This is a genomic window from Nitratireductor thuwali, from assembly GCF_036621415.1.
GTDB classification, from domain to species: domain Bacteria; phylum Pseudomonadota; class Alphaproteobacteria; order Rhizobiales; family Rhizobiaceae; genus Chelativorans; species Chelativorans thuwali.
The window spans coordinates 375,125-401,276 of the sequence record NZ_CP030941.1; the positions used below are offsets into that span (position 1 = coordinate 375,125).

24 protein-coding genes and 1 pseudogene are annotated in these 26,152 nt (G+C 65.0%); 11 read left to right on the forward strand and 14 right to left on the reverse strand.

What is annotated here, in order from left to right:
* Positions 1-148: 148 nt before the first annotated feature.
* The 10 genes and pseudogenes from NTH_RS01805 to NTH_RS01850 all read right to left on the reverse strand — a co-directional run.
* Positions 149-1,564, reverse strand: coding sequence for a sulfatase family protein (locus NTH_RS01805; RefSeq protein WP_338528395.1), 1,416 nt, complete (start codon positions 1,562-1,564; stop codon positions 149-151).
* A 2-nt stretch (positions 1,565-1,566) separates the two neighbouring features.
* The gene (locus tag NTH_RS01810) at positions 1,567-2,496 is read right to left on the reverse strand and encodes a carbohydrate kinase family protein (protein WP_338528396.1); all 930 of its coding nucleotides are present in this window, start codon (positions 2,494-2,496) and stop codon (positions 1,567-1,569) included.
* Positions 2,493-3,512, reverse strand: a complete 1,020-nt coding sequence (locus NTH_RS01815; protein ID WP_338528397.1) for an ABC transporter ATP-binding protein — start codon at positions 3,510-3,512, stop codon at positions 2,493-2,495. Before NTH_RS01815 ends, NTH_RS01810 begins: the two co-directional genes overlap by 4 nt.
* A gap of 4 nt (positions 3,513-3,516) precedes the next feature.
* Positions 3,517-4,350 carry a carbohydrate ABC transporter permease gene (locus NTH_RS01820; RefSeq protein ID WP_422392337.1) on the reverse strand — a complete coding sequence of 278 codons (834 nt, stop codon included), beginning with the start codon at positions 4,348-4,350 and terminating at the stop codon, positions 3,517-3,519.
* A gap of 2 nt (positions 4,351-4,352) precedes the next feature.
* Positions 4,353-5,225, reverse strand: a complete 873-nt coding sequence (locus tag NTH_RS01825) for a carbohydrate ABC transporter permease (protein WP_422392420.1) — start codon at positions 5,223-5,225, stop codon at positions 4,353-4,355.
* Between the two features lie 146 nt (positions 5,226-5,371).
* Positions 5,372-6,637: an ABC transporter substrate-binding protein gene (locus NTH_RS01830; protein ID WP_338528399.1), complete on the reverse strand. Its 1,266-nt coding sequence runs from the start codon at positions 6,635-6,637 to the stop codon at positions 5,372-5,374.
* 58 nt (positions 6,638-6,695) lie between these two features.
* On the reverse strand, positions 6,696-8,264 hold the full coding sequence (locus tag NTH_RS01835) for a hypothetical protein (RefSeq protein WP_338528400.1): 1,569 nt from the start codon (positions 8,262-8,264) through the stop codon (positions 6,696-6,698).
* Positions 8,261-9,523, reverse strand: a complete 1,263-nt coding sequence (locus NTH_RS01840) for a Gfo/Idh/MocA family protein (protein WP_338528401.1) — start codon at positions 9,521-9,523, stop codon at positions 8,261-8,263. Before NTH_RS01840 ends, NTH_RS01835 begins: the two co-directional genes overlap by 4 nt.
* Positions 9,524-9,592: 69 nt before the next feature.
* A complete protein-coding gene (locus NTH_RS01845; RefSeq protein ID WP_338528402.1) occupies positions 9,593-10,675 on the reverse strand; it encodes a hypothetical protein in 1,083 nt (360 codons plus the stop codon).
* Positions 10,676-10,974: 299 nt separating this feature from the next.
* Positions 10,975-11,250 (reverse strand): annotated as a pseudogene (locus NTH_RS01850) (helix-turn-helix domain-containing protein); the annotation flags it as partial.
* A 327-nt stretch (positions 11,251-11,577) separates the two neighbouring features.
* Here NTH_RS01850 and NTH_RS01855 point away from each other — a divergent pair.
* The 7 genes from NTH_RS01855 to NTH_RS01885 all read left to right on the forward strand — a co-directional run bounded on the left by NTH_RS01855 (position 11,578) and on the right by NTH_RS01885 (position 16,374).
* The gene (locus NTH_RS01855; protein WP_338528403.1) at positions 11,578-12,045 is read left to right on the forward strand and encodes a YbhB/YbcL family Raf kinase inhibitor-like protein; all 468 of its coding nucleotides are present in this window, start codon (positions 11,578-11,580) and stop codon (positions 12,043-12,045) included.
* A 4-nt stretch (positions 12,046-12,049) separates the two neighbouring features.
* Positions 12,050-13,528 carry an FAD-dependent oxidoreductase gene (locus NTH_RS01860; protein WP_338528404.1) on the forward strand — a complete coding sequence of 493 codons (1,479 nt, stop codon included), beginning with the start codon at positions 12,050-12,052 and terminating at the stop codon, positions 13,526-13,528.
* Between the two features lie 93 nt (positions 13,529-13,621).
* Positions 13,622-13,837: a hypothetical protein gene (locus NTH_RS01865; protein WP_338528405.1), complete on the forward strand. Its 216-nt coding sequence runs from the start codon at positions 13,622-13,624 to the stop codon at positions 13,835-13,837.
* A gap of 40 nt (positions 13,838-13,877) precedes the next feature.
* Positions 13,878-14,111: a hypothetical protein gene (locus NTH_RS01870; RefSeq protein ID WP_338528406.1), complete on the forward strand. Its 234-nt coding sequence runs from the start codon at positions 13,878-13,880 to the stop codon at positions 14,109-14,111.
* A gap of 45 nt (positions 14,112-14,156) precedes the next feature.
* Positions 14,157-14,648 carry a ferritin-like domain-containing protein gene (locus tag NTH_RS01875; protein WP_338528407.1) on the forward strand — a complete coding sequence of 164 codons (492 nt, stop codon included), beginning with the start codon at positions 14,157-14,159 and terminating at the stop codon, positions 14,646-14,648.
* Between the two features lie 243 nt (positions 14,649-14,891).
* Positions 14,892-15,446 (forward strand): cytochrome P460 family protein, encoded by a 555-nt coding sequence (locus tag NTH_RS01880; RefSeq protein ID WP_338528408.1) that lies wholly within the window; start codon positions 14,892-14,894, stop codon positions 15,444-15,446.
* 124 nt (positions 15,447-15,570) lie between these two features.
* Positions 15,571-16,374, forward strand: coding sequence for an alpha/beta hydrolase (locus tag NTH_RS01885; RefSeq protein WP_338528409.1), 804 nt, complete (start codon positions 15,571-15,573; stop codon positions 16,372-16,374).
* An 84-nt stretch (positions 16,375-16,458) separates the two neighbouring features.
* On the opposite strand, the gene NTH_RS01890 is transcribed toward NTH_RS01885, so the two are convergent.
* Positions 16,459-16,863 carry a GNAT family N-acetyltransferase gene (locus tag NTH_RS01890; protein ID WP_338528410.1) on the reverse strand — a complete coding sequence of 135 codons (405 nt, stop codon included), beginning with the start codon at positions 16,861-16,863 and terminating at the stop codon, positions 16,459-16,461.
* A gap of 157 nt (positions 16,864-17,020) precedes the next feature.
* Between NTH_RS01890 and NTH_RS01895 the strand changes: the two genes are divergently transcribed.
* From NTH_RS01895 to radC, 4 genes are read left to right on the forward strand one after another with little or no spacing between them, the layout of a single operon-like run.
* Positions 17,021-18,133: a hypothetical protein gene (locus NTH_RS01895; RefSeq protein ID WP_338528411.1), complete on the forward strand. Its 1,113-nt coding sequence runs from the start codon at positions 17,021-17,023 to the stop codon at positions 18,131-18,133.
* On the forward strand, positions 18,130-18,837 hold the full coding sequence (gene sfsA, locus NTH_RS01900; RefSeq protein ID WP_338528412.1) for a DNA/RNA nuclease SfsA: 708 nt from the start codon (positions 18,130-18,132) through the stop codon (positions 18,835-18,837). The genes NTH_RS01895 and sfsA overlap by 4 nt, the downstream gene beginning before the upstream one ends.
* Positions 18,837-19,664, forward strand: coding sequence for a type I methionyl aminopeptidase (gene map / locus NTH_RS01905; protein WP_338528413.1), 828 nt, complete (start codon positions 18,837-18,839; stop codon positions 19,662-19,664). The genes sfsA and map overlap by 1 nt, the downstream gene beginning before the upstream one ends.
* A gap of 32 nt (positions 19,665-19,696) precedes the next feature.
* Positions 19,697-20,464, forward strand: coding sequence for a RadC family protein (gene radC / locus NTH_RS01910; protein WP_338528414.1), 768 nt, complete (start codon positions 19,697-19,699; stop codon positions 20,462-20,464).
* Between the two features lie 10 nt (positions 20,465-20,474).
* On the opposite strand, the gene NTH_RS01915 is transcribed toward radC, so the two are convergent.
* The 3 genes from NTH_RS01915 to nirB all read right to left on the reverse strand — a co-directional run bounded on the left by NTH_RS01915 (position 20,475) and on the right by nirB (position 26,149).
* Positions 20,475-23,138, reverse strand: coding sequence for a nitrate reductase (locus NTH_RS01915; RefSeq protein WP_338528415.1), 2,664 nt, complete (start codon positions 23,136-23,138; stop codon positions 20,475-20,477).
* A 222-nt stretch (positions 23,139-23,360) separates the two neighbouring features.
* Positions 23,361-23,705, reverse strand: coding sequence for a nitrite reductase small subunit NirD (gene nirD, locus NTH_RS01920; protein WP_338528416.1), 345 nt, complete (start codon positions 23,703-23,705; stop codon positions 23,361-23,363).
* Positions 23,702-26,149 carry a nitrite reductase large subunit NirB gene (nirB, locus tag NTH_RS01925; protein WP_338528417.1) on the reverse strand — a complete coding sequence of 816 codons (2,448 nt, stop codon included), beginning with the start codon at positions 26,147-26,149 and terminating at the stop codon, positions 23,702-23,704. The genes nirD and nirB overlap by 4 nt, the downstream gene beginning before the upstream one ends.
* Positions 26,150-26,152: the final 3 nt, after the last annotated feature.

Below are 26,152 nucleotides of genomic sequence, written 5' to 3' on the forward strand. Positions count from 1 at the left end.
TCCATTCGTCCGTCCCTTTGGGATATGGCCAATTTGCCTGGAGAGAGCGTTGCAAGCCTTTGAAAACCGGATGGTTTCCTGCAGGCTTGCGCCTCCTCTCCAGGCAAATTGACTCATACCAATCAAGCAACACTAATAGGTCCTGACCCTAACCGTTGCGGCCGTTTCCAGGATCGTCGACGTCGAAGTCGTAGCGGTCCGGCAGGCTCAATCCCGCCTCGACATGATGTGTGACCGCGCGCAGGGATATGCCGTCGCGGTAGAGCCAGGGATCGCCGGTGTCGCGCTGCCAGTCCTCCATCAGGCTGCGCATTTCGGCAAGAAGCCGCGCGTGGGAGGGGTCGGTCGCGAGGTTTTCGACTTCCTCCGGGTCGCTCTCGAGGTCGTAAAGCTCCTCGGGCGGCCGTTCGATGTAGGCCTTCAGCGGCCGCCGCCCGATCATGACCGGCTCGCGGTTGCGCATCCCCTCCCAGGACAGCGAGCCGTAGAGATCGCCGGAGAAGGGAAAGTCGAGCTTCCAGGCGACGTTGCGGTGATATTTGTATCGCGGCGTGCGGATGAAGCGCGTCGGATAGTAGTTCGTGATCTCGTGAAATGTGTGGGAGCCGAAGACGAGTTGCCGGTCGGGCAGCAGCTCCGTCTCCTCCAGGATCGGCAGAAGCGACCTGCCCCTGCGCGGCCCGGACACGCCACGGTGTCCGGCCCAGTCGAGAAAGCTCGGCAGGATATCGGTGAAGGAGACGAGGTTGGGACTGGCGATGCCGGCCTTTCTCCCCGGCGCGCGGACGATCAGCGGCAGATGGATGCCGGCGTCATAAAGCGTAGTCTTCGAATTGAGGAAGGGCGCGCCGTTGTCGCTCAGGAAACAGACGAGCGTTTCGTCCCCAAGTCCCGCCTTCGCGAGTTCCTGGAGGACCAGGCCGACCCCTTGGTCGAGCCGGTCCACGGATTCGTAGTAGGAGGCAAGCTCCGCGCGCACTTCCGGGATATCCGGCAGGAACGAGGGCACGGCGACGTCCCGCGGCGCGAAACGGCGGCGCTCCACGCGCGGGTCGAACTCCTGATCGTTACCGAAGCCGCCGCGCGTCCAATCGCGATGGGGATCGGTGAAGCCGATCGTCAGGAAGAACGGGCGCGTATCGTCTGCCGCTCGATCGAAGAAGGCCTTTGCGCGGTCGGCCACCCAGGCGACGTCGCGGGTGGCGCTCTCCTCCCGGCTCTCCCATGGATAGACGGCATCCGGGCCGACATGCACCTTGCCGATGATGCCCGTGCGGTAGCCGGCGGCGCCAAGCAGCGTGGGCGCCGTCTCGACATGTGCAAAGGTGATGAAGTGATGATGGTCGTGATTAAGGCCGTATTGCCCGTTCTCATGGGTATGGAGCCCCGAATAGACGACCGAGCGGCTGGCGCTGCAGGAGGCGGTGGAGGTGAAGGCCATGTCGAAGCGCGTGCCGCTTGCCGCCAGCGCGTCGATATTGGGGGTGCGGATGGCCGTCTCGCCGTAGCAGCCCGTCATCCGCCCCAGATCGTCGGCGATGAGAAGCAGAATGTTGCGGGCCATGCTCATCCCTCCCCGGCTTCGAGGGCGATGGGCAGGCTCGTGCGCGGGAACTCCGCGATCACCCTCCCCGCCACGGCCACGCCTGCTTTCAGCGCGGGCACGAGCGCGAGGCCCCGCGCGACCGCTTCCAGATATCCCGCATTGAAGGCATCGCCCGCGCCGACGGTATCGAAAACTGTCAGCGGGCGCGCGGACGCCGACACGGCAGTGCCGCCGGAAAGGGCGAGCGCGCCGTTCTTCCCGCATTTGATCACCAGCCGCCGGCCGGCGGCGAGCTCCGCATCGAAGAAGGCGCACGCCGCATCGAGATCGCCCGCCCGGGCAAGGCCGAGCGCTTCCTTGTCGTTCATCAGAACATGATCGGCCAGGGCGATCCATTCCAACGCCTGCTCGCGCACATCTTCTGCCCAGTCTGTGCCTGGCCAGCCTGGGTCGATGGCAACTTCTGCACCGGCTTCCTTGAGGACGGACAGAAGCTCCATGTGGTCCTTGAGCAGCCCCGGCATGGCGAAGGCGCCGCTGACGAGGACCAGCGCCCCCTCCACCGACCAGTCTTCAAGCTGCGAAAGGAAAAACCCGAGATCGAGCAGGTCCAGATGGCCGTCGGTCGAAAGAAACGTCCGTTCCGCGTCGGGATGAAGCAGGCCGACAGTGACGCTTGTCGGCGCTTCGATCACAGCTACACGATCAAGTGTGCCCTGGAAACGGGCCGCGAGCATCCGTCCGGCGGCATCGGCACCAGCCGCCGAGACCAAGCCGCCTCGCGCGCCCAGACGCTGCAGCACCAGGGCGGTATTCGCTGCCGAGCCGCCGATGCGCAGGTCCGACCGCGGCAGAAACGTCTCGGTGCCGCGTTCCGGCCAGTCATCGAGAGGTCCGCACACGAGGTCCAGATTGGCGTTGCCGATGATGCAGATCGGGCGGTGGCTCATGCGGCGATCCGACGTTCAAGCGGGTGGCCCTCGGCATCGAAGAGGAGCGCCCGCTCGGCATCCGGCGTGACATAGGCCGTCTCGCCCGAGGAGAAGGCGTGGCTGCCGACCGCCCGCGCGTTGATGAGGCCCGCCTCTTCGGTGGCGACATGGACGAAGGTGTCGCTGCCCAATTGCTCGACCAGCACCACCTGCCCGCGCCATTGCCCGTCCTGGCGCGACAGGCGCACATGCTCGGGCCGGATGCCGTAGCAATGGGCGCCGTGACTAGCGGCGACGGGCCCTTCGACGAAATTCATGCGCGGCGAGCCGATGAAGCCGGCGACGAAGCGGCTCGCCGGCCGCTCGTAGAGGTCGAGCGGCGTGCCGACCTGTTCCACGCGGCCGGCATTGAGCACGACGATGCGATCGGCCAGCGTCATCGCCTCCACCTGGTCGTGCGTGACATAGATCACCGTGGTGCCGGAAAGCCGCTTGTGCAGGCGGGCGATTTCGATGCGGGTGTCGACGCGCAGGGCGGCATCGAGGTTGGACAAGGGCTCGTCGAAGAGAAAGACCTTCGGGTTGCGCGTGATCGCGCGGCCGATCGCAACGCGCTGGCGCTGCCCGCCGGAAAGCTGTTTCGGCTTGCGGTCGAGATAGGCCTCGATCTGCAGCATGGCCGCAGCATCGTTTACGCGCCGGCGGACCTCATCCTTGCCGAGCCGCGCCTGCTCCAGCCCGAAGGCCATGTTTTCGTAGACGCTCATATGCGGATAGAGCGCATAGGACTGGAAGACCATGGAGATGCCGCGCTTGGCCGGCAGGACGGCGTTGACCCGCTCGCCGTCGATGAAAAGATCGCCGCTGGTGATGTCCTCCAGCCCGGCGATCAGCCGGAGCAGCGTGGACTTGCCGCAGCCCGACGGCCCGACGAAGACGACGAACTCGCCCTTTTCCAGAGTGAGGTCGACGTCGCGCAGCACCTTCACGCTGCCGAACGCCTTGCAGATGGATTTCAGTTCGACCGAGGCCATGGCTTCACCCTTTCACGGCGCCGGCAGTGAGGCCGGACACGATCTTGCGTTGGAAGACGAGGACGAGGATCACCAGCGGCAGGGTGACGATCACCGAAGCGGCCATGATGTTGCCCCAGGGGATCTCGAACTCGCTCACGCCCGAGATCATCGCAATCGCCACCGGCACGGTGCGCTGGCTGTCGGTGGAAAGAAAGGTGAGCGCGAACAGGAACTCGTTCCACGCATGGATGAAGGCGAGCAGCCCCGTCGTCACCATTGCCGGCCACATGAGCGGCAGGAAGATGCGGCGGATGATGGTCACCGGCGAAGCACCGTCCATCACCGCCGCCTCCTCGATTTCCACCGGCAGCTTGCGCATGAAGGTGGTCAGCACCCAGACGGTGAAGGGCAGCGTGAAGATCATGTAGGAGAACACCAGCGACCACAGCGAGTTGAAGAGGCCGAGCGTGCGGATCACCTCGAACAGGCCGGACAGCACCGCAATCTGCGGGAACATGGAGACCGACAGGATGGTGAGAAGCAGAAGCCCCCTGCCGCGGAAGCGGATGCGGCTGAAGGCATAGGCCGCCGTGACCGCCAGCGAGAGAGAGATGATCACGACCACGGTCGCCACGAAAACGGAGTTCAGGATCTGCTTGCCGAAGACGCCGTCGGAGATCATGCGCCAGTAGTTGTCGAGCGACAGGCTGTAGGGAAGGTAGTTGACCTCGAAGATCGCCTGGCCCGATTCCAGCGAGGTGAGGATGGCATAGTAGAAGGGGAAGACCGCCTGGAAGACGATCACGGCGACCAGCGCGTAAAAGGCTGTGCGTTTCAACAGATATGGCACGGCCATCATCATTCCTCCCGTTCCACGTTCATCCGCGTCGCCCATATGAAGGAGATGGTGAGCATGGCGATGATCAGGAAAAGCAGCGTCGAGGCCGCCGACCCGTAGGCGAACTGGTCGAAATCGAACAGGTTCTCGCGCGCGAAGATCGACATGGTGCGCGTGGCGTCGTTGTTGGGGGTGAGCACATAGATGATGTCGAACACCCGCAGCGCGTCGAGCGCGCGGAAGACGACGGCGACAAGCACGGCCGGCAGGACGAGCGGCCAGGTGACGCGCCAGAACACGCGGACGGGACTGATGCCGTCGAGCTTGGCCGCCTCATAAATGTCAGCCGGGATCATCTGCAGCCCTGCCAGGATCAGGAGCGCCATGAAGGGCGTGGTCTTCCAGACGTCGACGATGAGGACGGCGAGCATCGCCGTCTGGTCCGAGGCGGTCCAGGCGACGGGCTCGGCGATCACGTGAAGTCGCATGAGCATGTCGTTCAGGATGCCGAACTGGTCGTGCATCATCCAGGCCCACATCTTGGCCGAGACGATGGTGGGGATCGCCCAGGGAATGAGGACGGCGGCGCGCACGAGGGCACGTCCCCTGAAGTTCGTATTCAAGACCAGCGCGACGACGAGGCCGAAGGCGGTCTCGAAGGTCACCGAGAGGAAGGTGAAGCGCAACGTGTTCCACACCGCGCGCCACCAGCGCTCGTCGACCAGCAGGCCGAAATACTCCCCCTCCCCTTCGCCGTAGTCGACATATTCCAGATAGTTGCGGAAGCCCACCCATTGCGCCTCGTCGATCAAGTCGATCGAGGCGTCGGTGAAGCTGAAATAGAACGTGCGGATCAGGGGATAGGCGGCAACCGCCGCGAGCACCGCCAGCATCGGCGACAGGAACAACCATGCCGAGGCGATGCGTTGCCGGGAAAGCGCCGAGGGATCGGTCCGGCGCACCCGGACCTCCCCCTTCTCGCCATGCGCAGGGCGAGCGCCGCCCCTGTCGCTCGCTACCGGAACGGCGCCCACGTCCATCACCAGGCGGAGCCGCGCAGGCGCTTCAGCTTGGCCTCAAGCTTGCGCAGGTTCTCTTCGGCCGTGCCGTCGCCCGATAGCGTGTCGTGCACCGCAGTCCAAAACTCCGAGGATACCTCATTGTATTTGCGCTTGGTCGCAGCCGAGGGGCGCGGCAGGGCGTTGTCCACCACCGGCTTCCAAAGCGGGATGAACTCCTGCTTCTCGGCCACGTCCGGATCGTCATAGACAGCGGTCAGCGTCGGCGGGCGCGAGGTCTCGATGGCGCGCTCCTTCTGGTTCTCGTAATTGTTGAGGAAGCGCACCAATTCGATCGCCTCCTCCTGGTGCTTGGAATATTTGGCCACCCCCAGGTGCCAGCCGCCCAGCGTGGCGGCGGATCTCTCGCCTTCGGCCCCCACCGGCAGCGTGGTGACGGCGAACTTGCCCTTCACCGGCGAATCCTCGCCCGCCGCCAGCGCATAGGCATAGTTCCAGTTGCGCATGAAGACGGCATTGCCGGACTGGAAGACGCCACGCGAATCCTCCTCCTGGTAGTTGAGCACGCCTTCGGGCGCGATGGTGCCCACCCAGGAGGCCGCGAGATCAAGCGCCTCTGCCGCCTTCTCGTTGTTGATGCCGATGGAACCGTCGGTCTCCACGATGCGGCCGCCGCCGAAGCTGGCGATCCACTCCTGCGCGTTGCAGGTGAGCCCCTCATAGGGCGCGCCCTGGAAGACGAAGCCCCACATGGCCTCGTTGCCTTCCGCGCGCTCGGCTTCCATAATGCGCTTTGCCGTCTCCGTCATGTCCTGCCAGGTCGTCGGCACCGGCTCGCCGTATTTCTCCAGAAGGTCCTTGCGGTAATAGAGCGCCGGCGCGCCGAGGAACATGGGCAGCGCCACCAGCTTGCCGTCGACGGTCTGCGATTCCACCGCCGCCGGCACGAAGTCGCCGATGATGTCCTTTGTGTGCTCCGTCAGGTCGACGAAGTGCTCGGCGATCTGCGGCGCGCCGATGACGTCAATGCGGTAGACATCGATGTCGCTGCTCTGCGCGGCAAGCCAAAGCTTGTACTGGCCGAACTGGTCGGTGGTCGATTCCGGCATGGAGACGATGTTGACGGTGTGGCCCGTCTTCTCCTCGAACCGGTCGAGTTCCTTGCGCAGGACCTCGTTGTCCTTGCCGATCGCCCCATGGACGATGTTGAGCTCCACCGCCTGTGCCGACAGCGCGAGCATGGATGACCCGGCAAGGGCCATCAACAGCGTGCGTAACGAATTCATGTGATCTCTCCCATTCAGTTCCAGCCTCTGTTCTTCTCCGTTCCCCCGGTTCTCTCCCTCATGCGGCGGCTTCCCGCCGGCAGAAGATGGGCGAGGCCCAGGCCATTTGCCCGCCCTGCTGGCGCAGACGGACATAGAGGTTTTCGCCGTGTTCGATACGGCCAAGCGCGACAACGCCGCCCCATTGCCATTCTTGCGGTCGGGGCAGGCTGTGGAAGCGGTAGGCGGGGCTGTCGATGGGGCCGAGATTGCCGCTCACGGCCCCTTCGAAAAGGCGGCGCGCGGGAAGCATGACCGGCTTGCCGCACAACTCGGCGCGAACGGTGCTCGCCTCATCGAGCCTGAGACGCAGTGCGAGTCCCTGGGTAGCGGCGGTGACGTTGTTGGGGTTGGCGTCGGCGGTGACGGCGAAGCGAACGGTCTTTCCGTCGAAAGAAAGTTCAGGCAGCGGATGGCCGGCCTCCTCGCCCTCCAGCGGCGAGACGATCTCGGCCCCGCGAAAGCGCGGCTCGACCGCCAGGATCTCGCCACCCTGGAGGCTCAATTCCCCTTCCCATAGATGCGACCTGCCGCGCGCACCCCAGCCGAGTTCAACGTATAGAACAGTCTCCAGCCAGCCATCCGCCCGAACGGCAACCGGCGCGGGCGAAAGCTGCGGCGTGATGCGCTGGAAAAGGGCACTGTTGCGAATGACGTCGATGCAATCGATGAAGCCGCCCGCCACCGCCTCGATCGACAGCACCGCATGCTCCTGTGGTGCAAGCACACCGCCCTGAACCGTATCGCCGACGGCGGTGAGCAGGTGAACATTGTCGCCGGTCAGCGCATTGGTGCGCCGTGACTGCATGGCCTGCCAGATGTCCTCGCGGCTGTTCGAGCGGGCGTAAAGGCCCATGCGCCCATGGCCGTAGGAGCCGGGATAACCGCTGTGGTGGTCGGTGTTGCCGACGACGCCGAAGACATGGCCGGCGGCAAGCCCCGCCCGCATGGTCGAGGCGCCGTCGACCGGTCCCATGGAATGCAGGTAGCTGCGCTCGCTCTCGGAAGTCTCGGCGCAGCCATGCATCGAGTTCATTTCCACAAAGGGCGAGAGAGCGGTATCGAAGGTCGCCCAGTTGATCCCGCGCGCGCCCTGGCGGTAGCCGATGTGGTGCGGAAAGGCGAAGGCGCGCCTGCCCATTGCCGCATGCAGTTTCCGGCGCAACTCGCCCGGGCTTTCGGCCAGCACGATGTCGGCCGCTTCCAGATCGGCATAGACCGTGGTGAGATCGCCATGGGCGCAGGAATGGATCTCATAGCCGGGAAAGACCGTGAACCGGCCTTCCTCATTGTAGCGCGCAAGCGTCGCGAAATGGCGCGGCCAGCTTTCTCTGAGCCGGGCGAAGCCTTTCACGTGGAAATCGACAATATGCGCGACTTCGGGCTCGTCCACAGGCATGTCGGGCCAGTCGGCGTGTCCGGTGACGGACACGAAGTCGAGTTGCAGGCGCGCACGTGCCAACGCGTTGTCGAGGCTGCCATGGCCGTAGGAGAGCGCACAATGGTTGTGGATGTCGCCGTAAAGCGGCCGCAGGCCGAGCGACGCCGCCAGCGGCGTGAGATGATCCGGCAGGCGCGGCGCACTCATTCCCCCACCTCCAGCCCATGCGGATCGACCGGCGCACCGCCCTCGCGCAGGGATTTCTGCGCGGCCAGCACCATGCGCAGGGATTCGATCCCCTCGGCCACACCCACCGGCGGCCTCTCGCCGTCGTGAAAGCGGCGGATGGTGCGCACCAGCTCAAGATCGGCGCCGAAATGGGTCGAAGAGCGGTCGGGATCCCGGAAGGAGACGGTTTCGTGCTTGCGGCCGTAGTCGGACACGAGGTCGATAGCGCCGGAATGCCGCTCCATGCGCAGCCGCCCGCTGGAGCCGACCACCTCCAGCGTCTCCTGGTCCTCCGCCCACGGTCCGAAGATGGTGAAGAACAGGCAGGCGGAGATGCCGTTCTCATAGCGCACGGTGACGATGGCATGGTCGTCGATGTCGGATCCGGGCAGATAGACGCAGTTGTCGTTGCGGTCTTCCACACGCGCGGCGCGCGTCCAGCTCGGGTTGGCGGCGCCCCCAACGCCCTCGAATTGGTCGACAAGCGTCTGGTGACGGCGGTAAGGACAGGCGCGATCGCATTCGCTGCATCGTGCCGGCGCGTCCGGATCCGGCGCGAAAATGCCGCTGCGGCCGCCGATGGCCGATACCGACGCCACGCGGCTTTGCGCGATCCAGTTCAGCACGTCGAAATGGTGCGAGCACTTGTCGTTGAGCGCCCCACCCGAGCGCGCGCTGTCGCGATGCCAGAGCTGGAGGTAGCGCGTGTAGGGAATGACCGAGCGCAGAAGCAGCATGTGCGGATCGCCGATCGTACCGTTGCGTGCAAGTCGGACCGATTCGATCCATGGCCGCTCATAGCGGCGGGTGAAACCCATCATCACCGGCTTGCCGCCGGCTTCCTCCGCCCTGCCGATGGCCAGGGCGTCGTCAAGCGTCACCGAGATCGGCTTGTCGAGATACACGCGCTTGCCGGCGGCGATCGCCTTTTCCACGGGCCCGCGATGGGCGTTGGTGTGGGTGGTGACGATGACGAGATCGACCGAACCGGCGCTTGCCGCCTCGTCCAGTTCGTCGAAAACCGCAACCTCATGGGCAATGCCAAGGCGCGCGTAGATTCCGTTGAGATGATCTGCCGCGAAGCGAGCCCGATCCGTCAGCAGGTCATGAACGCCAACAATGCGCAAGCCGGTCTCGGCCGCCAGCTCCGCCATGCGCGTGCCGACAAAGTAGACGCCGCGCTCACCCGCGCCGATGATGGAAACACCCACTGTTGCCTGCGGGCCACCGAAATCCATGACACACCGCCCTCCCCTGAAGACAAGGAGGCTAAGTGAGTATAATCCGTGATACAACCACGATTGAACTCAATCACCGGGAGGAAGAATACTCCCGTGGGACGCATGGGAGATATGGAAGTAGTGGCTTTCCGGCGGTCGCTCGCGCATGGCGATGCGGTCGCTCAAAATGGTCTCGAAGACCGCAAACTTCTCGTGATTGCTGTTGCCGACCACGTCGAACCGCTTGAGGTGCTCGGAAGGAAAATCGATTGTCCCGAGCAGCACGACGCTCAGATCATCTATCACACCCAGCTCGCTCAGCGCACGCTCCAGCATGAAGCCCTCGGTTACGCCCCACACCACGAGCGCCGTAAAGGGAAGGTTTCCGTCCTCATCGAGGTGTCGGGCAAGTGCGTCGCGTATGTCGGCGATCTGATAGCTTCCCGGAAGCTTGTCGAGTTCAATGAGCCAGCGGCCGCCGGACGCGCCGTGGGATTCGCAAAGGACGAGATATTCGCGCCGGGCCATGGCGATCTGCCTTGCGCGGTGGGCCGAGGTAAGGAAAGCGATACGGTCGTGCCCCTTGTCGTTGAGGGTGCGATAGGCCATGGCGAGCGCCTCTCGCCAGTTGGTGCCGATGGAATCGGCGTCGATCCCGGTGGCCGAGACGCCATCGATGACGACGCTCTCGACATGCTTGCGCAGGGCCGCCAGAAATTCGATGGACAGCACCTCGAAATGGATCTGCAGGAGACAGGTCTTGAAGCGCCCCATCTTGCTGAGCACCGACAGCGCCTGCTCCTCCGTCGAGTAACCGATCTGCAGGATGCTGATCCCCTTGCGCTTGAGGCGCACCTCCACCTCCTGCAGGAGATTGCGCGCCAGGCGGCTATCCGAAATCCGGTAGAGCACGAGAAGATCGCCTTCCCACGATTGGGAGTCCGATTCCGCTTCCGGGTCGCAGACGACGATGCCGGCGCCGGGCCTCGCCTTGAGACGACCGGCGGCAAGATGGGGCTTCAGGGCGCGCTCCACCATGCGTTGGGCTGTCGAGAAACGGCGCATCATTTCGCGCACAGTCGGAAGGTGCTCACCCGGCTCTGCTTGGCTGATCCGCTCGTCAAGCCACCTGGTGAGCGTGTCGAGCCGCTCTCGCGTGTCATTGCGCATAGAGGGTCTATTAAACCCTAATTGAACTCATTGCCAGTGCCATCCCCCCACATATCCGGAACGCAAGCCGTTCAATATCCTCGAAAGGCGGGAGCACGTTTTTCGTGAACGGTGAAAACGCCTTTGTGGAATCCAACCGATTGCCGCAGCCGTGAATAGGCCGCTTACAGCTCGGCGCGCCTCATTCACCTGGCGAATCTCAGCGTTATCTTTTAACCTCCCCCTGCGGCCGTATTCCCGGGCGCCATGCAGCCACCCAGACGGTCCGCGCGGCAGCGTCTTGAAGAGGCTCGAGCTGTTCAGACGCAAAGGGAGCGGAGCGCCTCCGGCTTGACGAGTTCCACGGTGCGCACGCCTTGCAGGCGGATGTAGCCCTTCTCGCGGAACTTTGAGAAAACGCGAGAGACGGTCTCGATCGTCAGGCCGAGATAATCGCCGATATCGGTCCTCGACATGACGAGCTCGACCTGCGGCAGGCAGTCCTGGCGCTCGAACATGTCGAGCAGGAAGGCGGCGACGCGTTCGGCGGCGTTCTGGCGCCCGGTCACCAGCAGATGCTCCTGCGCGCGGATCAACAGGAACCGGCAGCTCAGCCTTCAACTGTTTTTCAGTCGAGCATAGCTGGCCCATCTGAGCGCTTCTCGACTGAAATCAACTCAGTTGCGCCATGAACCTGTTGAACCGGAGCGAAAAGCAACGACCCCTTGGCAGAATGCGCTGAAGCGCCATAGCTCCTCATGAATCGGAATGCTCAGTCCACGCCGATCTCAATGGCAAGGATTCTGGATCCGGTCATCGGCAAGATGCCGCCAGCCGATTCCCCGCCGATGCCCCTTGCCGTTTCGGAACTCTCCCGGCGCTTGCCGAGTTTGCTCACAGACAGAGATGAGGAGAGAAATCCCATGGCGTTTGCTCTATCGAGCCCGGCCTTCGGCAATAGGGAGAGAATTCCTGATAAGTACACCCGCCAGGGCGAAAACATCTCGCCTCCGCTCGTCTGGGAGGACGCGCCGCCGGAGGCGAAGAGCTTCGTTCTGGTCGTGGAGGATCCCGATGCCCCTTCGGGCACCTTCCGCCACTGGGGCGTCTACGACATCGCCGCCGAGCGCGACCGCTTGCCGGAGGGTACGACGGCCGGTGCCAAGACAGAGAGCCTCGGCCACGGGGTGAACGATTTCGGCAATCCGCACTACGATGGGCCGCAGCCGCCCAAGGGTCACGGCGTCCATCACTATCATTTCCGCCTCTTCGCCCTCGATGTCGAGACGCTGCATTGCGACGGCAAGGCCAAGGTCGATGACATGCTCGAGCAGGCGAAGCCGCACATCATTGCCGAGGCGGAGCTCGTCGGCACCTACGAGAACAAGTAGTCCGATGCCGGCACTCACCGGAAAGCCCGGAAGCTGCTGGGTCGCGACTGCCGAAGCGACGGACTATCCGCCGCTCGAAGGCTCGATCCATGCCGAGACCGTGGTCGTCGGCGCCGGCATCGTCGGGCTCACCGTCGCCCTGCGTCTCGCGGAGGCTGGGCGTTCGGTCATCGTTCTGGAAGGCTTGCGGGTCGGGCAACAGGTGACCGGGCGGTCGAGCGCCAAGATCACCACGCAGCACCGGCTGATCTACCGCCGGCTGATCGACACCCTTGGAACCGAGCAGGCACGCGCCTATGCGGATGCCAACAAGGCGGGAGTGGACCGGATCGGGAGCTGGATCAGGGAGTACGATATCGCCTGCGACCTGGAGCGGAAGCCCGCCTACACCTATACGCAGGATCCCGGCTTGAAGTCCGCCATCGAGGCGGAGGCCGAGGCCGCCCGCACCCTGGGCCTTTCCGCCGAGGTCGTGGACCGGGCGCCGCTCCCCTTCGACAATGCGGGCGCGCTCGTCTTTCCCGACCAGGCGCAGTTCAACCCCGCCATGTACCTGACCGCGCTCGCCCGCGCAGTGGCGGATCGCGGCGGGCGCATCTTCGAAGAAAGCCGCGCGCGGTTCATCGGCGAAGCAAGCCGGTGGCGCGTCGTCACCGATGGCGGGACGGTGCATGCGGAGAATGTGGTGGTGGCCACCAACATGACCGTGAAAAGCCCGGTCGGCATGGCGAACCGCACGCAGCCGCGCAGCCACACCGTGATGGCCTTCCGCATCGACGATTCGGCACCGATCGACGGCATGTTCATCACCGTGGAGGAGGAGCAGTCGCGCTCCCTGCGCACCGGGCGGGACGCGGAAGGCCCGCTGCTTCTTGCCCTCGGGCCGCGCTTCAACACGGGGCAGGAAGGCGACGTCGCCAGCCGTTTCGCGGAGCTCGAGGACTGGGCGCGCGGGAACCTGCCGGTGGGCGAGACGGTCTGGCGCTGGTGCAACGAGGACTACGACACCGCCGACCGGGTGCCCTATGCCGGCGAACCGGACCCGGAGAAGGCACCTGGCTTCCACATCGCCACCGGTTTCAACGCCTGGGGCATCAGCAACGGCGCCGCCGTCGGTATGATGATCGCTGACGCGATCATGGAGCGCCCGACGCCCTGGAAGGCGCTCTACGATCCCACGCGGCCCTACCCCGAGGATTTCCACAAGAGCGGCGAAAGCCAGTCGGTGGTGGAGAGCGTGGACGACATCGCCCCCGGCCATGGCGGCGTGCTCGTGAAAGACAAGAAGCACATCGCCGCCTGGCGGGACGAAGCGGGCAAGTTGCACACCATGTCCGCCCACTGCACGCACAAGGGCTGCCCCCTCACCTGGAACAATGCCGACCGGACATGGGATTGCCCCTGCCACGGCTCGATCTTCGCCGCCGACGGCACGGTGCTCCACGGCCCGGCGCGGGTCCCGCTGCCGCCGGAGCGCTTGTAGCGCCCCGCGCAGCCGGGCCGAGCCTTTATGGAACAAGGCGCGACCGCAGGGGTTGGTGCGTAGGAAGGGTTTCCGACGTACCAAGGGCGATCCATGGAAGCGTTCTGGTTCTGGCTGCTGTTCGTTTTGATCGTACTCGCGGTGCTTGCCTGGCCGGACTGGGTCTATACGCGCGAGCGGTGGGTCTACTCGCGCGGCGGCAGGTGGCCCTACGTGCCGACCGCCACGGCGGTGCTCGTCGCCTTTTTGATCCTGCTGCTGTTCTGGTTCGGCATCATCGCCATTTCCTGGCCATGGTACGCCGCGTGACCTGGGAGATCGCGGAACCGACAACACGAGGGAGCGAGCGATGAACCCGCAGACATTCCGCCAGTGGCTCACCGAGAAGGGCTGCACCTTTGAGGAGACGAAGCGCGAACGCGGAGAAGGCGTGGCGAGCGTCGTCATACGCTGCCAGGGACGCCGCAGCGAGATGCCCTACGCCGCCTCCAAGATGGACCTACAGGAAGAGGAGGTGCGGCGGATCCTGCGCGAGCTCGACCTGCCGTTCGAGGAACTGCCCGGCCCGCAGAGCCGCGTCTGAACGGGCCGGACGAAACACCCGCCCGAGACAGAGGAGAGACCAGCCATGCACGTCACCGATTTTCGTCAGATGTATCTGACCGAGTTGCAGGAAACCCGATCGCTTGAGGAAATGCTGTCCGACGCCCTGCCGCGGATCGCCGACAAGGCCGCCGACGCCGAGCTGAAGAACGGCCTTGAGGAGCACGCGTCGCAGACACGCTCTCAACTGGAACGGGTCAGGCGCATGCTGGAGCGGCACGGGGTGGCCCCGCGCGAGCACAAGGATCAATCCATGGCGGCGATGGTCGAGGAGGCCGAGAAGTGGGCCGGCATGATCGACGAACCGAACCTGCGCGACGCCGGGCTGATCGCGTCGGCCCAGCGCATCGAGCACTACGAGATCGCGATCTACGGCACGCTCGCCGCCTGGGCCAAGCAGCTCGGCCTGAACGAGGATCTCGACGAGCTCCTGTCGATCCTTGACGAGGAGAAGGCGGAAGACGAGCGGCTCACCACGCTCGCCAAGCGCCAGATCAATCCGCATGCCGTCCAATAGATGTTTGGTCCCGGCATTTTCTGGAGCGGATCGAGGGTGAGCAAGACTGCGCACAACATCGCTTTTTCGATGCACCGGCCAACAGCCCTTTCAGGCGTAGTTGCGCCATCCGCCTTGGCCGTGATCGAGAAGGCCGATGCGAAGGGCAGCAGAAGGACTGCCTCGGATGAATAGCGGCAATCGGCGGAGAAAGGGGCTCGCTCCAGGGCGGCCCCCTTAACGCAAGCGCAAAGGGAGGAACAAATGCCGAAAGCAAGAATGAACCGGGCGCTCCGTCTGGCGGGCATCATGGCCGCGCTCGGTGTTGCGACACCGGCTCTGGGTCAGGACCAAAGGCCGCCATTCGGCGGCCCTGAGGAAGTAGACTTTGCCGAAGAGCTTTGGCAGGCGCTGGAGCAGAGGGGAATTGTCGGCGAGGAAGCCATCCAGACGCATCCCTATGCCGGAACCTCAATGCACGGTCCGGTGATCCAGTACATCTCGGGGACGGTCAGCGTAGGCGGCCGGACCGGTACCTTTATCCTCAAGCGCAACTATCGCGGGGAAGATCTCTCGGTGGAGGAGACCTTCAAGAATCCGCTGCGCAATTTTGATTCCATGGGAGTGATGTTCCGCCGCGAGGAGGGATATGCGCCCGAAAGCCGCGACTGGTTCTGGGTGAAGTACATGCCGGACGGGATGGTGGCCAATACACCCGACGGCGCCAAGATGGCAGGCAAGGTCGGCGCCTGCATCGGTTGCCATCAGCCGGCGGAAGGCGCCGACTTCGTCTTCAGCCACGACCGCTTCGCCCGGTAGGGCCAAAGCCCGCCAGGACGAGCCGGGTCGCAAGCCGTTCCCGTCCGGCCCCGTACGCCCGCACTGTCGCAGGCGTTTGCGTCGCGCCATTGCCAAATCACCGGCGTTGGGCGAAGTTCCGGCGATGTGGCTCCTGAAACTGACGCTGGCGCTCGCGGGACTATACGCGCTCGTCGCCGCTGTCGCCTATATCCTTCAGACCTGGCTGATCTTTCCGGCCGGCCTTGCCGCTTTCGGACCCGAACTGCCTGACGAAGCGCGCCGTGTCGAACTGGCAACGAAGGACGGCGCGCAGATCGTCCTGGTGCGCCTGCCGGCGGAGCGTCCGGCAGCCGGACGACGGCCGGTCCTGCTGGGCTTCGGCGGCAATGCCTGGAACGCCGACGCGCTTGTCCTGATGCTGCGCCGGATATTTCCCGAGCACGAGGTCGCCGCGCTGCACTACCGCGGATATGGGCCGAGCGGCGGGCGCCCCTCGGCGGCCGCCTTGTTCGACGATGCCCGGCGTGCGTATGATCACCTGGCCGGCGAGGCCGAAGCCGACGTCGTCGCAATCGGCCTCAGCCTCGGCGCTGCGGTTGCAGTGGATCTGGCAGCCGCCCGGCCTTTGCAGGGCATCGTCATGGTGACCCCATTCGATTCGCTCAAGAACCTTGCCGCTCACCACTATCCGTGGCTGCCAGTGCGCCTCTTGCTGCGGCATCGCATGGAGACGGCACGAACCTTGCGCGATCTCGACGTGCCGGTGGCGGTGATCACGGCGGAAAACGACAGCATCGTTCCCGCGGCACGCTCGGCGCCCGTTCGCCGGGCGGCCGGCGACCTGCGCGAGAACATCACGATCGCCTCCGGACACAACGACCTTTATGACCATCCCGACTTTGCCGCGGCGCTTCGCAGCTCCGTGGCGGCGGTCAGCGTCGATTAATGTCTATCAGGCTCATTTCCTCGATCGAACGAGCATCAGGCAGTTCCTGGAGCCGCCTTGCATCGACCAATGAGCGGGAGCTGGCTACCGGGCAAAGGACAGCAGGTGCGACGTGCGCTTGCTGAAGCCCAGCTTGCTGTAGAACGGCACGACCTGCTCGGGGCAGTACAGCTCGAAGCTGCGAACGTTGGCAAGCGCCTCGTGGCCTATGATGCGGCTGACGATCGCCTGGCCCACGCCACGCCCCCGAAACCCCTCGTGAACGATCACGTCGAATATCAGCGCCTTGAACGTGAAGTCGGTCAAAACCCTGGCAAAACCGACCAGCCTCCCATCCTCGGCGCAGCATCCAACGGCAAGGTCGGAATGCTCGATCATGCGCATGACGTCGTCGAATTGCCGGCCCTGGGTCCACCATTCCTTGCGGTAGATTTCGTACAGTTCCTGCTGCCGGAAACCCTTGAACGTATCGATCCAATCATATTGCATTGAATTCTTCCGGCTCTGTTTTTCCAACTGGCCCGCCTCTCCCGTCGACGCCGATTGCGTCCCAACCTTCCCCGTACAATGACGACGGGAGAATCCGCCCGCCTCCGCCCCCCAATCGGGCAATGTTAAAGCATGGCCGCGCGCCATGGAAAGCCGCTTGCGCCGTGCGATTGCGCAAGATCGGCTTCGCGGATGCGCCTCTGGCACGGTCAGCGCGGGCCACTGGCCGTTTGACGCCCGCGAGGCGGCGGCGGTAAGAACCGGGTCCAACTTGTTCGAGGACATCATGGCCGGCCTGGCGGCAGCACCTCTTTCCATGCTCGGCCATGCGGCGCGACACGCTCCCTGGCTGCTGATCGGCGGGCTGATCCTCGGTATCGCCTCGCCGGAGCTCGCCCGGCTGCTCAAACCGTGGATCGCCGAGATGATCGCGGCGATGCTGTTTCTGGCGGCGTTCCGCGTCGGCCCCCGCCAATTGGTGGGCGCGGGGCGCGACCTGCGGCATTCGCTGAGCGCCGTGCTGACGCTTCAACTGGCCCTGCCCGTCATCGTCGCGGTCGTTCTCAACGCGATGGGCATCGACGGGGCGCTCGCCATGGCGCTGCTGCTGATGACGGCGGCGGCACCGATTTCCGGCAGCCCCAATCTCGCGATCATCATGGGCGGCGATCCCGCGCCCTCGCTCAGGCTTTTGAGCGTGGCGACGGCGATCCTGCCGCTGACGGTCATTCCCGTCTTCTGGCTGAGTCCGGCGCTGGGCTCGCCCGGCGAGATATTGGCCGCCGCCGGAAAGCTACTCGCCGTCATAGCCGCCTCCGTCGCCGCCGCGGTCGTCTTGCGCCGCCTGGTCATGCCCGATCCGCGTGTCGAGCAGATCAAGGCGATCGACGGACTGTCCGCGATCGTCATGGCGGCGGTGGTCGTCGGGCTCATGTCGGCGGTGGGCGATGCGGTTTTTGAGAGGCCCGCTCTTCTCGTCTTCAACCTGGCCGTGGCCTTTGCCGCCAATCTGGCGCTGCAGGTCGCCGCCTTGCTGACAAGCGGGCGCTTCCTGAGCGCCGAGGGCAGCGTTTCCGTGGCGATTGCCGCCGGCAACCGGAACATTGCGCTTTTCCTCACGGCGCTGCCGGCCGCGATAACCGATCCGCTGCTCCTGTTCATCGGCTGCTATCAGATACCGATGTATCTGACGCCGATGATGCTGGGACGGCTCTACCGCCGGCGCATCGCCCACGGCCGGCAGCCGACCGAAGCGGGAGCGGCCGAGTGAAGTTTCCCACTCCCCTGATCGAGGCCCGGCTCATCCGGCGCTACAAGCGGTTCCTTGCCGATGTGGAGATGGCGGACGGATCGATGATCACCGCCGCCGTTCCCAATACCGGCTCCATGCTCGGCCTCACCGCGCCGGGCTCGCGCGTGTTCTTGTCGCAGTCGGCCAATCCGAAGCGCAAATACGCCCACACGCTGGAGGTGGTGGAGGCCGACGGCACGCTTGTCGGCGTCAACACGGGACTGCCCAACAGGCTGGCCGCAGAAGCCATCCGCGCCGGCATCGTCGACGATCTTGGAGAGTACCCCACCCTGCGCCCCGAGCAGCGTTACGGCGAACGCTCCCGCATCGACTTCCTGCTCGAGCACCCCGCCCGCCCGCCGGCCTATGTGGAGGTCAAGAACGTCCACTTCATGCGCGAGCGCGGACTTGCCGAATTCCCCGACACGGTGACCGCCCGCGGCGCGCGGCACCTCGACGAACTGGCGTCGATGCGCCGGAACGGGGCGCGTGCGATCATGATTTATGTCGTGCAGCGCGGCGACTGCGACCGCTTCCGCCTGTGCAGCGATCTCGACCCGCAATATTGCACCGCATATGCGCGGGCGCACGCTGCCGGGGTTGAAGCTTTCGTGCTACGATGCCAAATCAATGAGCTTGAGATCGCGCCCGAGCGCTTGATTGAAATGGACATGTTACGCTGATGGTCACCTATCTCGACGCCGACACCGCGCCTTTGCGCAATACGGGCCAGATCAGGCTTTACGGGGAAGATGGGTTCGCCGGCATGCGCAAGGCATCGCAGCTCACCGCGCGCTGCCTGGACGAACTCGTCTCCATCGTGCAGCCCGGCGTGACCACCGCGACCATCGACCGGTTCGTCTTCGAGTTCGGCATGGACCACGGGGCCCTGCCGGCGACGCTGAACTATCGCGGCTACACCAAATCCTCCTGCACGTCGATAAACCACGTCGTGTGCCACGGCATACCGGACCAGAAGCCGCTGAGGGAAGGCGACATCGTCAATATCGACGTGACCTATATCCTCGACGGCTGGCACGGCGATTCCAGCCGCATGTACCCGGTCGGCAAGATCAAGCGCGCCGCCGAGCGCCTGCTGGAAGTCACCCATGAATGCCTGATGCGCGGCATCGACGCGGTGAAGCCCGGTACGCGCACCGGCGCCATCGGCGCGGCGATCCAGACCTATGCCGAGGCGGAGCGCTGCTCGGTCGTGCGCGATTTCTGCGGCCATGGGTTGGGGCTTCTCTTCCACGACGCACCCAATATCCTGCACTATGGCAGCCCCAATGAGGGGGTGGAGATGAAACCGGGCATGATCTTCACCATCGAGCCGATGATCAATCTGGGCCGGCCCCATGTGAAGGTTCTTTCCGACGGCTGGACCGCGGTCACCCGCGACCGTTCCCTGTCGGCCCAATACGAGCACAGCGTCGGCGTCACCGAAAACGGCTGCGAAGTGTTCACTCTCTCCCCCGGCGGGCTGGACCGTCCGGGGCTCGCCGCCTAAGATGCCGGCGTGACCCTGAGGCGGGAGTGGCAATGAGCGGCGGCGACGAGCGATTGTTTTTCAGCGAAGGCGCGCCTTCCGCGCCGGAGATCGACCTTGCGAAGGTCGAGGCCGCCCCCTCCTCCAGCAGGAAGCATTTCGAAGGCCACCGCGACCGGCTGCGGCAGCGCTTCGAGGAAGCCGGCGCCGATGCGCTCGCCGATTACGAGCTTCTGGAAATGCTGCTGTTCCGCTCCATTCCCCGCGCCGACACCAAGGCGCCGGCGAAGGCCCTGCTCGAGCGCTTCGGCTCCATCGGCGAGGTGCTGGGCGCGCCGGCCAGCCGCCTGCGCGAGGTCAAGGGCATCGGCCATGCCGCGGCGCTCGATATCAGGCTCGCCGCCGCCCTCACCCAGCGCATGCTGAAGAACGAGCTGCGCGGCAAGCAGGTGCTTTCCTCCTGGTCGAAGGTCCTCGAATATTGCCGGGCGACCATGGCCTTCGAGGACCGCGAACAGCTCCGCATTCTCTTTCTCGACAAGAAGAACGCGCTCATCCGCGACGAGCGCCAGCAGACGGGCACGGTCGACCACACGCCCGTCTATCCGCGCGAGGTGGTGAGGCGCGCGCTGGAACTATCGGCAACCGCCATCATCCTGGTCCACAACCACCCGTCCGGCGATCCGACGCCCTCGCGGGCGGATATCGAGATGACCAAGACGCTCATCGAGACGGCAAAGCCGCTGGGCATCGCGATCCACGACCACATCATCATCGGCAAGGACGGCCACGCCTCCCTGAAGGGGATGCAGCTTATCTGAGACGCGCGGCCTACTCGGCCGCGATGATCCGGGCGGCGTCGATGATCCCCTTGATCTCGGCGCGGCATGAGCCGCAATTGGTGCCGGCGGAAGTGGCCTTCCCGACAGCCTCGACGGAACCGCAGCCGGCGCGGATGGCGGCGGCGATGTCGTTGACCCCGACGCCGAAGCAGGAGCACACGATTGCGCCGGGATCCGGCCGGTCCGCCCCCGCCCTGCCCGCGATCACGCGGAAGCGGCTGCGCGGATCGTCATGGCAGGCGGCGAGCTGTTCCACCGCAAATCCGCGCGAGACGGCCACCGGCTCGCGCGATAGATGGAGCGCGCCCACCAGTCGCGCCCCGTCGAAGGCGGCCAGCCGGTGATCGCCCCTGCGCGCATCGTGATAGGCAATCGTTTCGACCGCGCTGTCTTCGGACAGTCCCAGGACACGGCGGAAGAAGGCGTCGGGCGCTTCGATCTTCGCGGCGAACGCCATCTCCGTGCGCCAGCCCTCCTTTGCCCGCGCCATCGCCCAATAATCGGCGTCCCGCATGTCGGGCCTGCGCGCGCTAACAGCAAATCCGTAGAGGGCAGCGGCGAAACGGCTGATCCTGACGGCGACGTTCTTCAGCGCCGGCTGGCCGGAAAACGGGTCGGTGACCGGGGCCGCTACGGCGCCGATGCGGCCGCTGGCGGCATACCGGTCGGTCCAGTGCATCGGCACGAAGACGGAACCGCGCCGCTGTCGGTCGGTCAAAAGTGCGCGGACGACGACCGATCCGTGAGGACTTTCAATCCGGACAAGCTCCGCCTCGGCGATGCCGAGGCGGGCGGCGTCCGCGGGGTGAAGCTCGCCATAGGGTTCGGCCATGTGGGCGGAAAGGCGGGCGCTCTTGCCCGTGCGGGTGAGCGTGTGCCAGTGATCGCGGACACGGCCGGTGTTGAGCGTCCAGGGATAGTCCTTGCCTGTGACGTCTCGCGGCTGTGGATGCACCGGGACGAAGCGCGCCTTACGGTCGGCGTGGAAAAAGCCGCCTTCACTGAAGAACCGCGTCCGGCGGCGGTCTTCGCCGGCCCGCTGCGGCCACTGGAAAGGCGCCATCCCGTCATATTCGCTCTGCGATATGCCCGAATAGGCGCCGATGTCGAAATCGCGCGCGCCCGCATTCTCCAATGCCGAAAGAGCGGCATGCTCGCGGAAGATCTCGGCCGCATTGCGAAAGCCGAACGCCCTGGCAAAACCCATGCGCTTGCCGACTTCCGCCAATTGCCACCAATCGGGCCTGGCCTCGCCGGGCAACGGCAGGAAAGCGCGCTGACGCGAAATGCGGCGCTCCGAATTGGTCACCGTGCCGTCCTTCTCGCCCCAGGCCGCCGAAGGCAGCTTCACATGGGCATGGGCCAGTGTATCGGTATCGGCCACGACATCGGAAACCACCACCAGCGGGCAGGCCTTCAGCGCCGCCGCCACGGCATCGGCATCCGGCATGCTGTCGACGGGATTGGTCGCCATGATCCAGATCGCCCTGATGCGCCCCTCCGCCACGGCCTGGAACATCTCCACTGCCTTGAGGCCCGGCTTGTCGGCGATGCGCGGCGCGTTCCAGAAGCGCTGGACGAGATCGCGGTGCGAAGCGTTCTCGATGTCCATATGGGCGGCGAGCATGTTGGCAAGCCCGCCCACCTCGCGGCCGCCCATGGCGTTGGGCTGTCCGGTGACCGAGAAAGGGCCCATGCCCGGCCGTCCGATCCGGCCCGTCGCCAAATGGCAATTGATGATGGCGTTGACCTTAACTGTGCCGGAGACGGCCTGGTTGACCCCCTGGCTGTAGACCGTCACCACACGCTCGGTAGCCGCAAAGAGCTGGAAGAACGCCTCGACCTCGCCGACGACGAGCCCGGATTCGCTTGCGACGCGGTCGGGGCTGAATTCGGACGCCGCTTCCAGAGCCGTGTTGAATCCCTGCGTGTACTTTTCGATATAGGTCTTTGAAACGATGCCGTTTTCCCAGATGTGCCGGAGCAGGCCGGCGAACAAAGCGGTATCGCCGTCCGGTGCGATCGCGAGATGCTGGTCGGCGATATCGGCCGTCATCGTGCGGCGCGGATCGATTAGCACGACCTTCATCGAAGGCCGCTTCTCCTTGGCGGCCGCGAGGCGCTGGTAGAGAACTGGGTGGCACCAAGCGAGATTGGAGCCGGTGATGACGACGAGGTCGGCCTGCTCCAGGTCCTCATAGGTTCCCGGCACCGTGTCCGAACCGAAGGCGCGGCGGTGACCGGCAACGGAAGACGCCATGCACAGCCGCGAATTGGTGTCGATATTGGCCGCACCGACGAAACCCTTCATCAGCTTGTTTGCGACGTAGTAGTCTTCGGTGAGGATTTGCCCGGAGACGTAGAAGGCGACCGAACCGGGACCGTACGCGGCGATGGTCTCGCGAAAGCCCCGCGCCACATGGTCCAGCGCCGCGTCCCAGCTTGCCCGCTTTCCGTCGATCTCGGGATAGAGCAGCCGGTCATCCAGGCTCATCGTCTCCCCCAGCGCCGACCCCTTGGAGCAGAGCCGGCCGAAATTGGCCGGATGCTCCGGATCGCCGGCGACTTCCAGCGAGCCGTCGGGCTGGGGCTTGGCGAGCACGCCGCAGCCAACGCCGCAGTAGGGACACGTTGTGCGAACCGGCTCAGGCATGGGAGATACTCTTCCCCGCATGGACCACCGTCATCCCGGCCGACCGCAGGAAGAGCCGGGACCCATTGAGAGACATGGCCGGGTTCCGCAGGAAGCGCGGGAGGTGCCAATATGCGCTGGGATGAGGACCGGGCCGTGCTCTACGACGCTCTTCCAATAGGTCCCGGATAGCCCTTCGGGCTTCCGGGATGACGGTGCTGGTTGCATGTTCTCGCAAAGCTTTCACGCCGCCTTTTCCGCCGCGGGGGTCAGGGCGAGCAGAACCTGGCTGCCGTCGATCCGCACCGGGAATGCGGCAGTCGCGCCCTCGTCGGCGCCTTGTGCCTGGCCGGTTTCGAGCGAGATCACCCAATTGTGCAGCGGGCAGGTCACGCAGCCGTCGTGGACGATGCCCTGGCTCAGCGGGCCGTTGCGATGGGGGCATTTGTCTTCCAGCGCGAAGATGCGGTCGTCAGCGGTGCGGAAGATGGCGATGGTCATGTCGCCGTTCTTCACGCAGCGCGCGCCCCGGCGCGGAATGTCGTCCACGGTGCCCACGGCCACCCAGTTTCCTGCTATCGCGCTCATTCAGCGGCCTCCAGCGAAAGCGTCGCCATCGGCTTGAACTCGTGCTTGTCCTTGCCGGAGACGCGCTCCGACCACGGGTCCACCTGGGCGAATTTCTGCGAAAAGACGAAGCGGTCGTAGTAGCTCTTGCGCTTTTCGGCGTCGTCCATGATCTGCCGGCGCACTTCGTCATAGCCGATGCGCCTGGCCCATTTGTAGATTCGCTCCAGATAGCGCCCCTGCTCGCGATACATCTGCACCAGCGCCACGATATGCTCCAGCGCCTCGTCCTCGGTCTTCACATGGCCCAGCACCTCGGTGCCCTTGATGTCGAGTCCGGCCGCGCCCGCGAAGTGGATCTCGAAGCCCGAATCCACGCAGATGATGCCGACATCCTTGCAGGTGGCCTCCGCGCAATTGCGCGGGCAGCCCGACACCGCCATCTTGACCTTGGCCGGTGTCCACGAGCCCCACATGAACTTCTCGATGCGGATACCCAGCCCCGTGGAATCCTGCGTGCCGAAGCGGCACCAGTCGGAGCCGACGCAGGTCTTCACCGTTCTGAGGCCCTTGGCATAGGCATGGCCCGAGACGAAACCGGCCTCGCCAAGATCGGCCCAGACGGCAGGCAGGTCCTCCTTCCGGATGCCCAGCATGTCGATGCGCTGGCCGCCGGTGACCTTCACCGTCGGAATGCCGAACTTGTCGACCACATCGGCGATGGCCCGCAGCTCCTTCGAACTCGTCACGCCGCCCCACATGCGCGGCACGACGGAATAGGTGCCGTCCTTCTGGATATTGGCGTGGACGCGCTCATTGATGAAGCGCGACTGATAGTCGTCGGCGTATTCGTCCGGCCAGTCGGCCACGAGATAGTAGTTGAGCGCCGGCCGGCACTTGGCGCAGCCGCAGGAGGTCTTCCATTCCAGTTCCTGCATGACGGCGGGGATGGTCTTGAGACCCTTCGCCTTGATGAGCCGGCGCACATCGTCATGGCCGAGATCCGTGCAGCCGCACATGGGCGTGACGGCGGCCGGATTGTAGGCATCGCCCAGCGTCAGCGACAGCAACTGCTCGACGAGCCCGGTGCAGGTGCCGCAGGAGGCGGACGCCTTGGTGTGGGCCCGCACGCCGTCGAGCGTGGTCAGGCCGTTGGCCGCGATCGCGCCGGTGATCTTGCCCTTGCACACGCCGTTGCAGCCGCAGATTTCCGCATCATCCGGCAAGGCTGCAACGGCCGCCATAGGGTCCAGCTGACCCCCTCCCTGATAGGCCTGACCGAAGATGAGCGTCTCGCGCATCTCCGAAATGTCCGTCTGTTTCTTTTTCAGGTCGTTGAACCAAGCACCATCCGCCGTTTCACCGTAGAGCACGGTGCCGACGATGCGGTTGTCCTTCAGCACGAGGCGCTTGTAGACGCCCGCGGCAGCGTCGCGCAGCACGATCTCCTCGCGGTCGTCGCCCTCGGCGAAATCGCCCAGCGAATAGAGATCGATACCGGTGACCTTCAGCTTGGTCGGCGTATCCATGTGCTCGAAACGCGCGGTCTCGTCGCCGCTGAGGCGGCTCGCCGCCACCTCGGCCATCTTGTAGAGCGGCGCCACGAGCCCGTAGACCTGACCGTCGACCTCGGCGCACTCGCCCAGCGAGAAGATATCGGCATCGCTGGTGCGCATGCCGGCATCGACCACGATGCCGCGATTGACCGTCAGCCCCGCATCGCTGGCAAGCTGCGCGTTGGGGCGGATGCCCACGGCCATGACGACAAGCGAGGCCGGGATCACCGTGCCGTCAGCCAGCTCGACGCCCTCCACTTTGCCGTCCCCGAGGATCGCCTTCGTGTTGGCCTTGCACATCACATTGATGCCGCGCTCTTCCAGCGCGCGCTGGAGGAGGTAACCGGCCGCCGGGTCGAGCTGGCGCTCCATCAGCGTCGGCATGATGTGCAGCACGGTGACCGCCATCCCGCGCTCGCTCAGCCCCGCCGCGGCCTCCAGCCCCAGGAGACCGCCGCCGATGACCACCGCCTTGTCGCGCGACTGGGCGGCCAGCAGCATGGCGTTGACGTCGTCGAGATCGCGATAGGTCAGAACGCCGGGCATGTCGTGGCCGGGAACGGGAATGATAAACGGGTTGGAGCCCGTCGCGATCACCAGCTTGTCATAGGACGCGATCTCGCCCTTGTCGGAGGTGACGGTCTTCGCCGCCCGGTCGATCCCGGTGATCTTGTGGCCCTTGTAGAGCGTGATGCCGTTGTCGATGTACCAGCCGTCGCCGTGGATGACGATCTCCTCGAACGATTTCTCGCCCGAAAGAACCGGCGAAAGCATGATCCGGTCGTAGTTCACGCGCGGTTCGGCGTTGAAGATGGTGACGTCGTAGCGGCCCGGCGCGGCCTCGAACAGGCGTTCGAGCATGCGGCCGGGCGCCATGCCGTTTCCGATGATAACGAGTTTTTCCTTCATGGG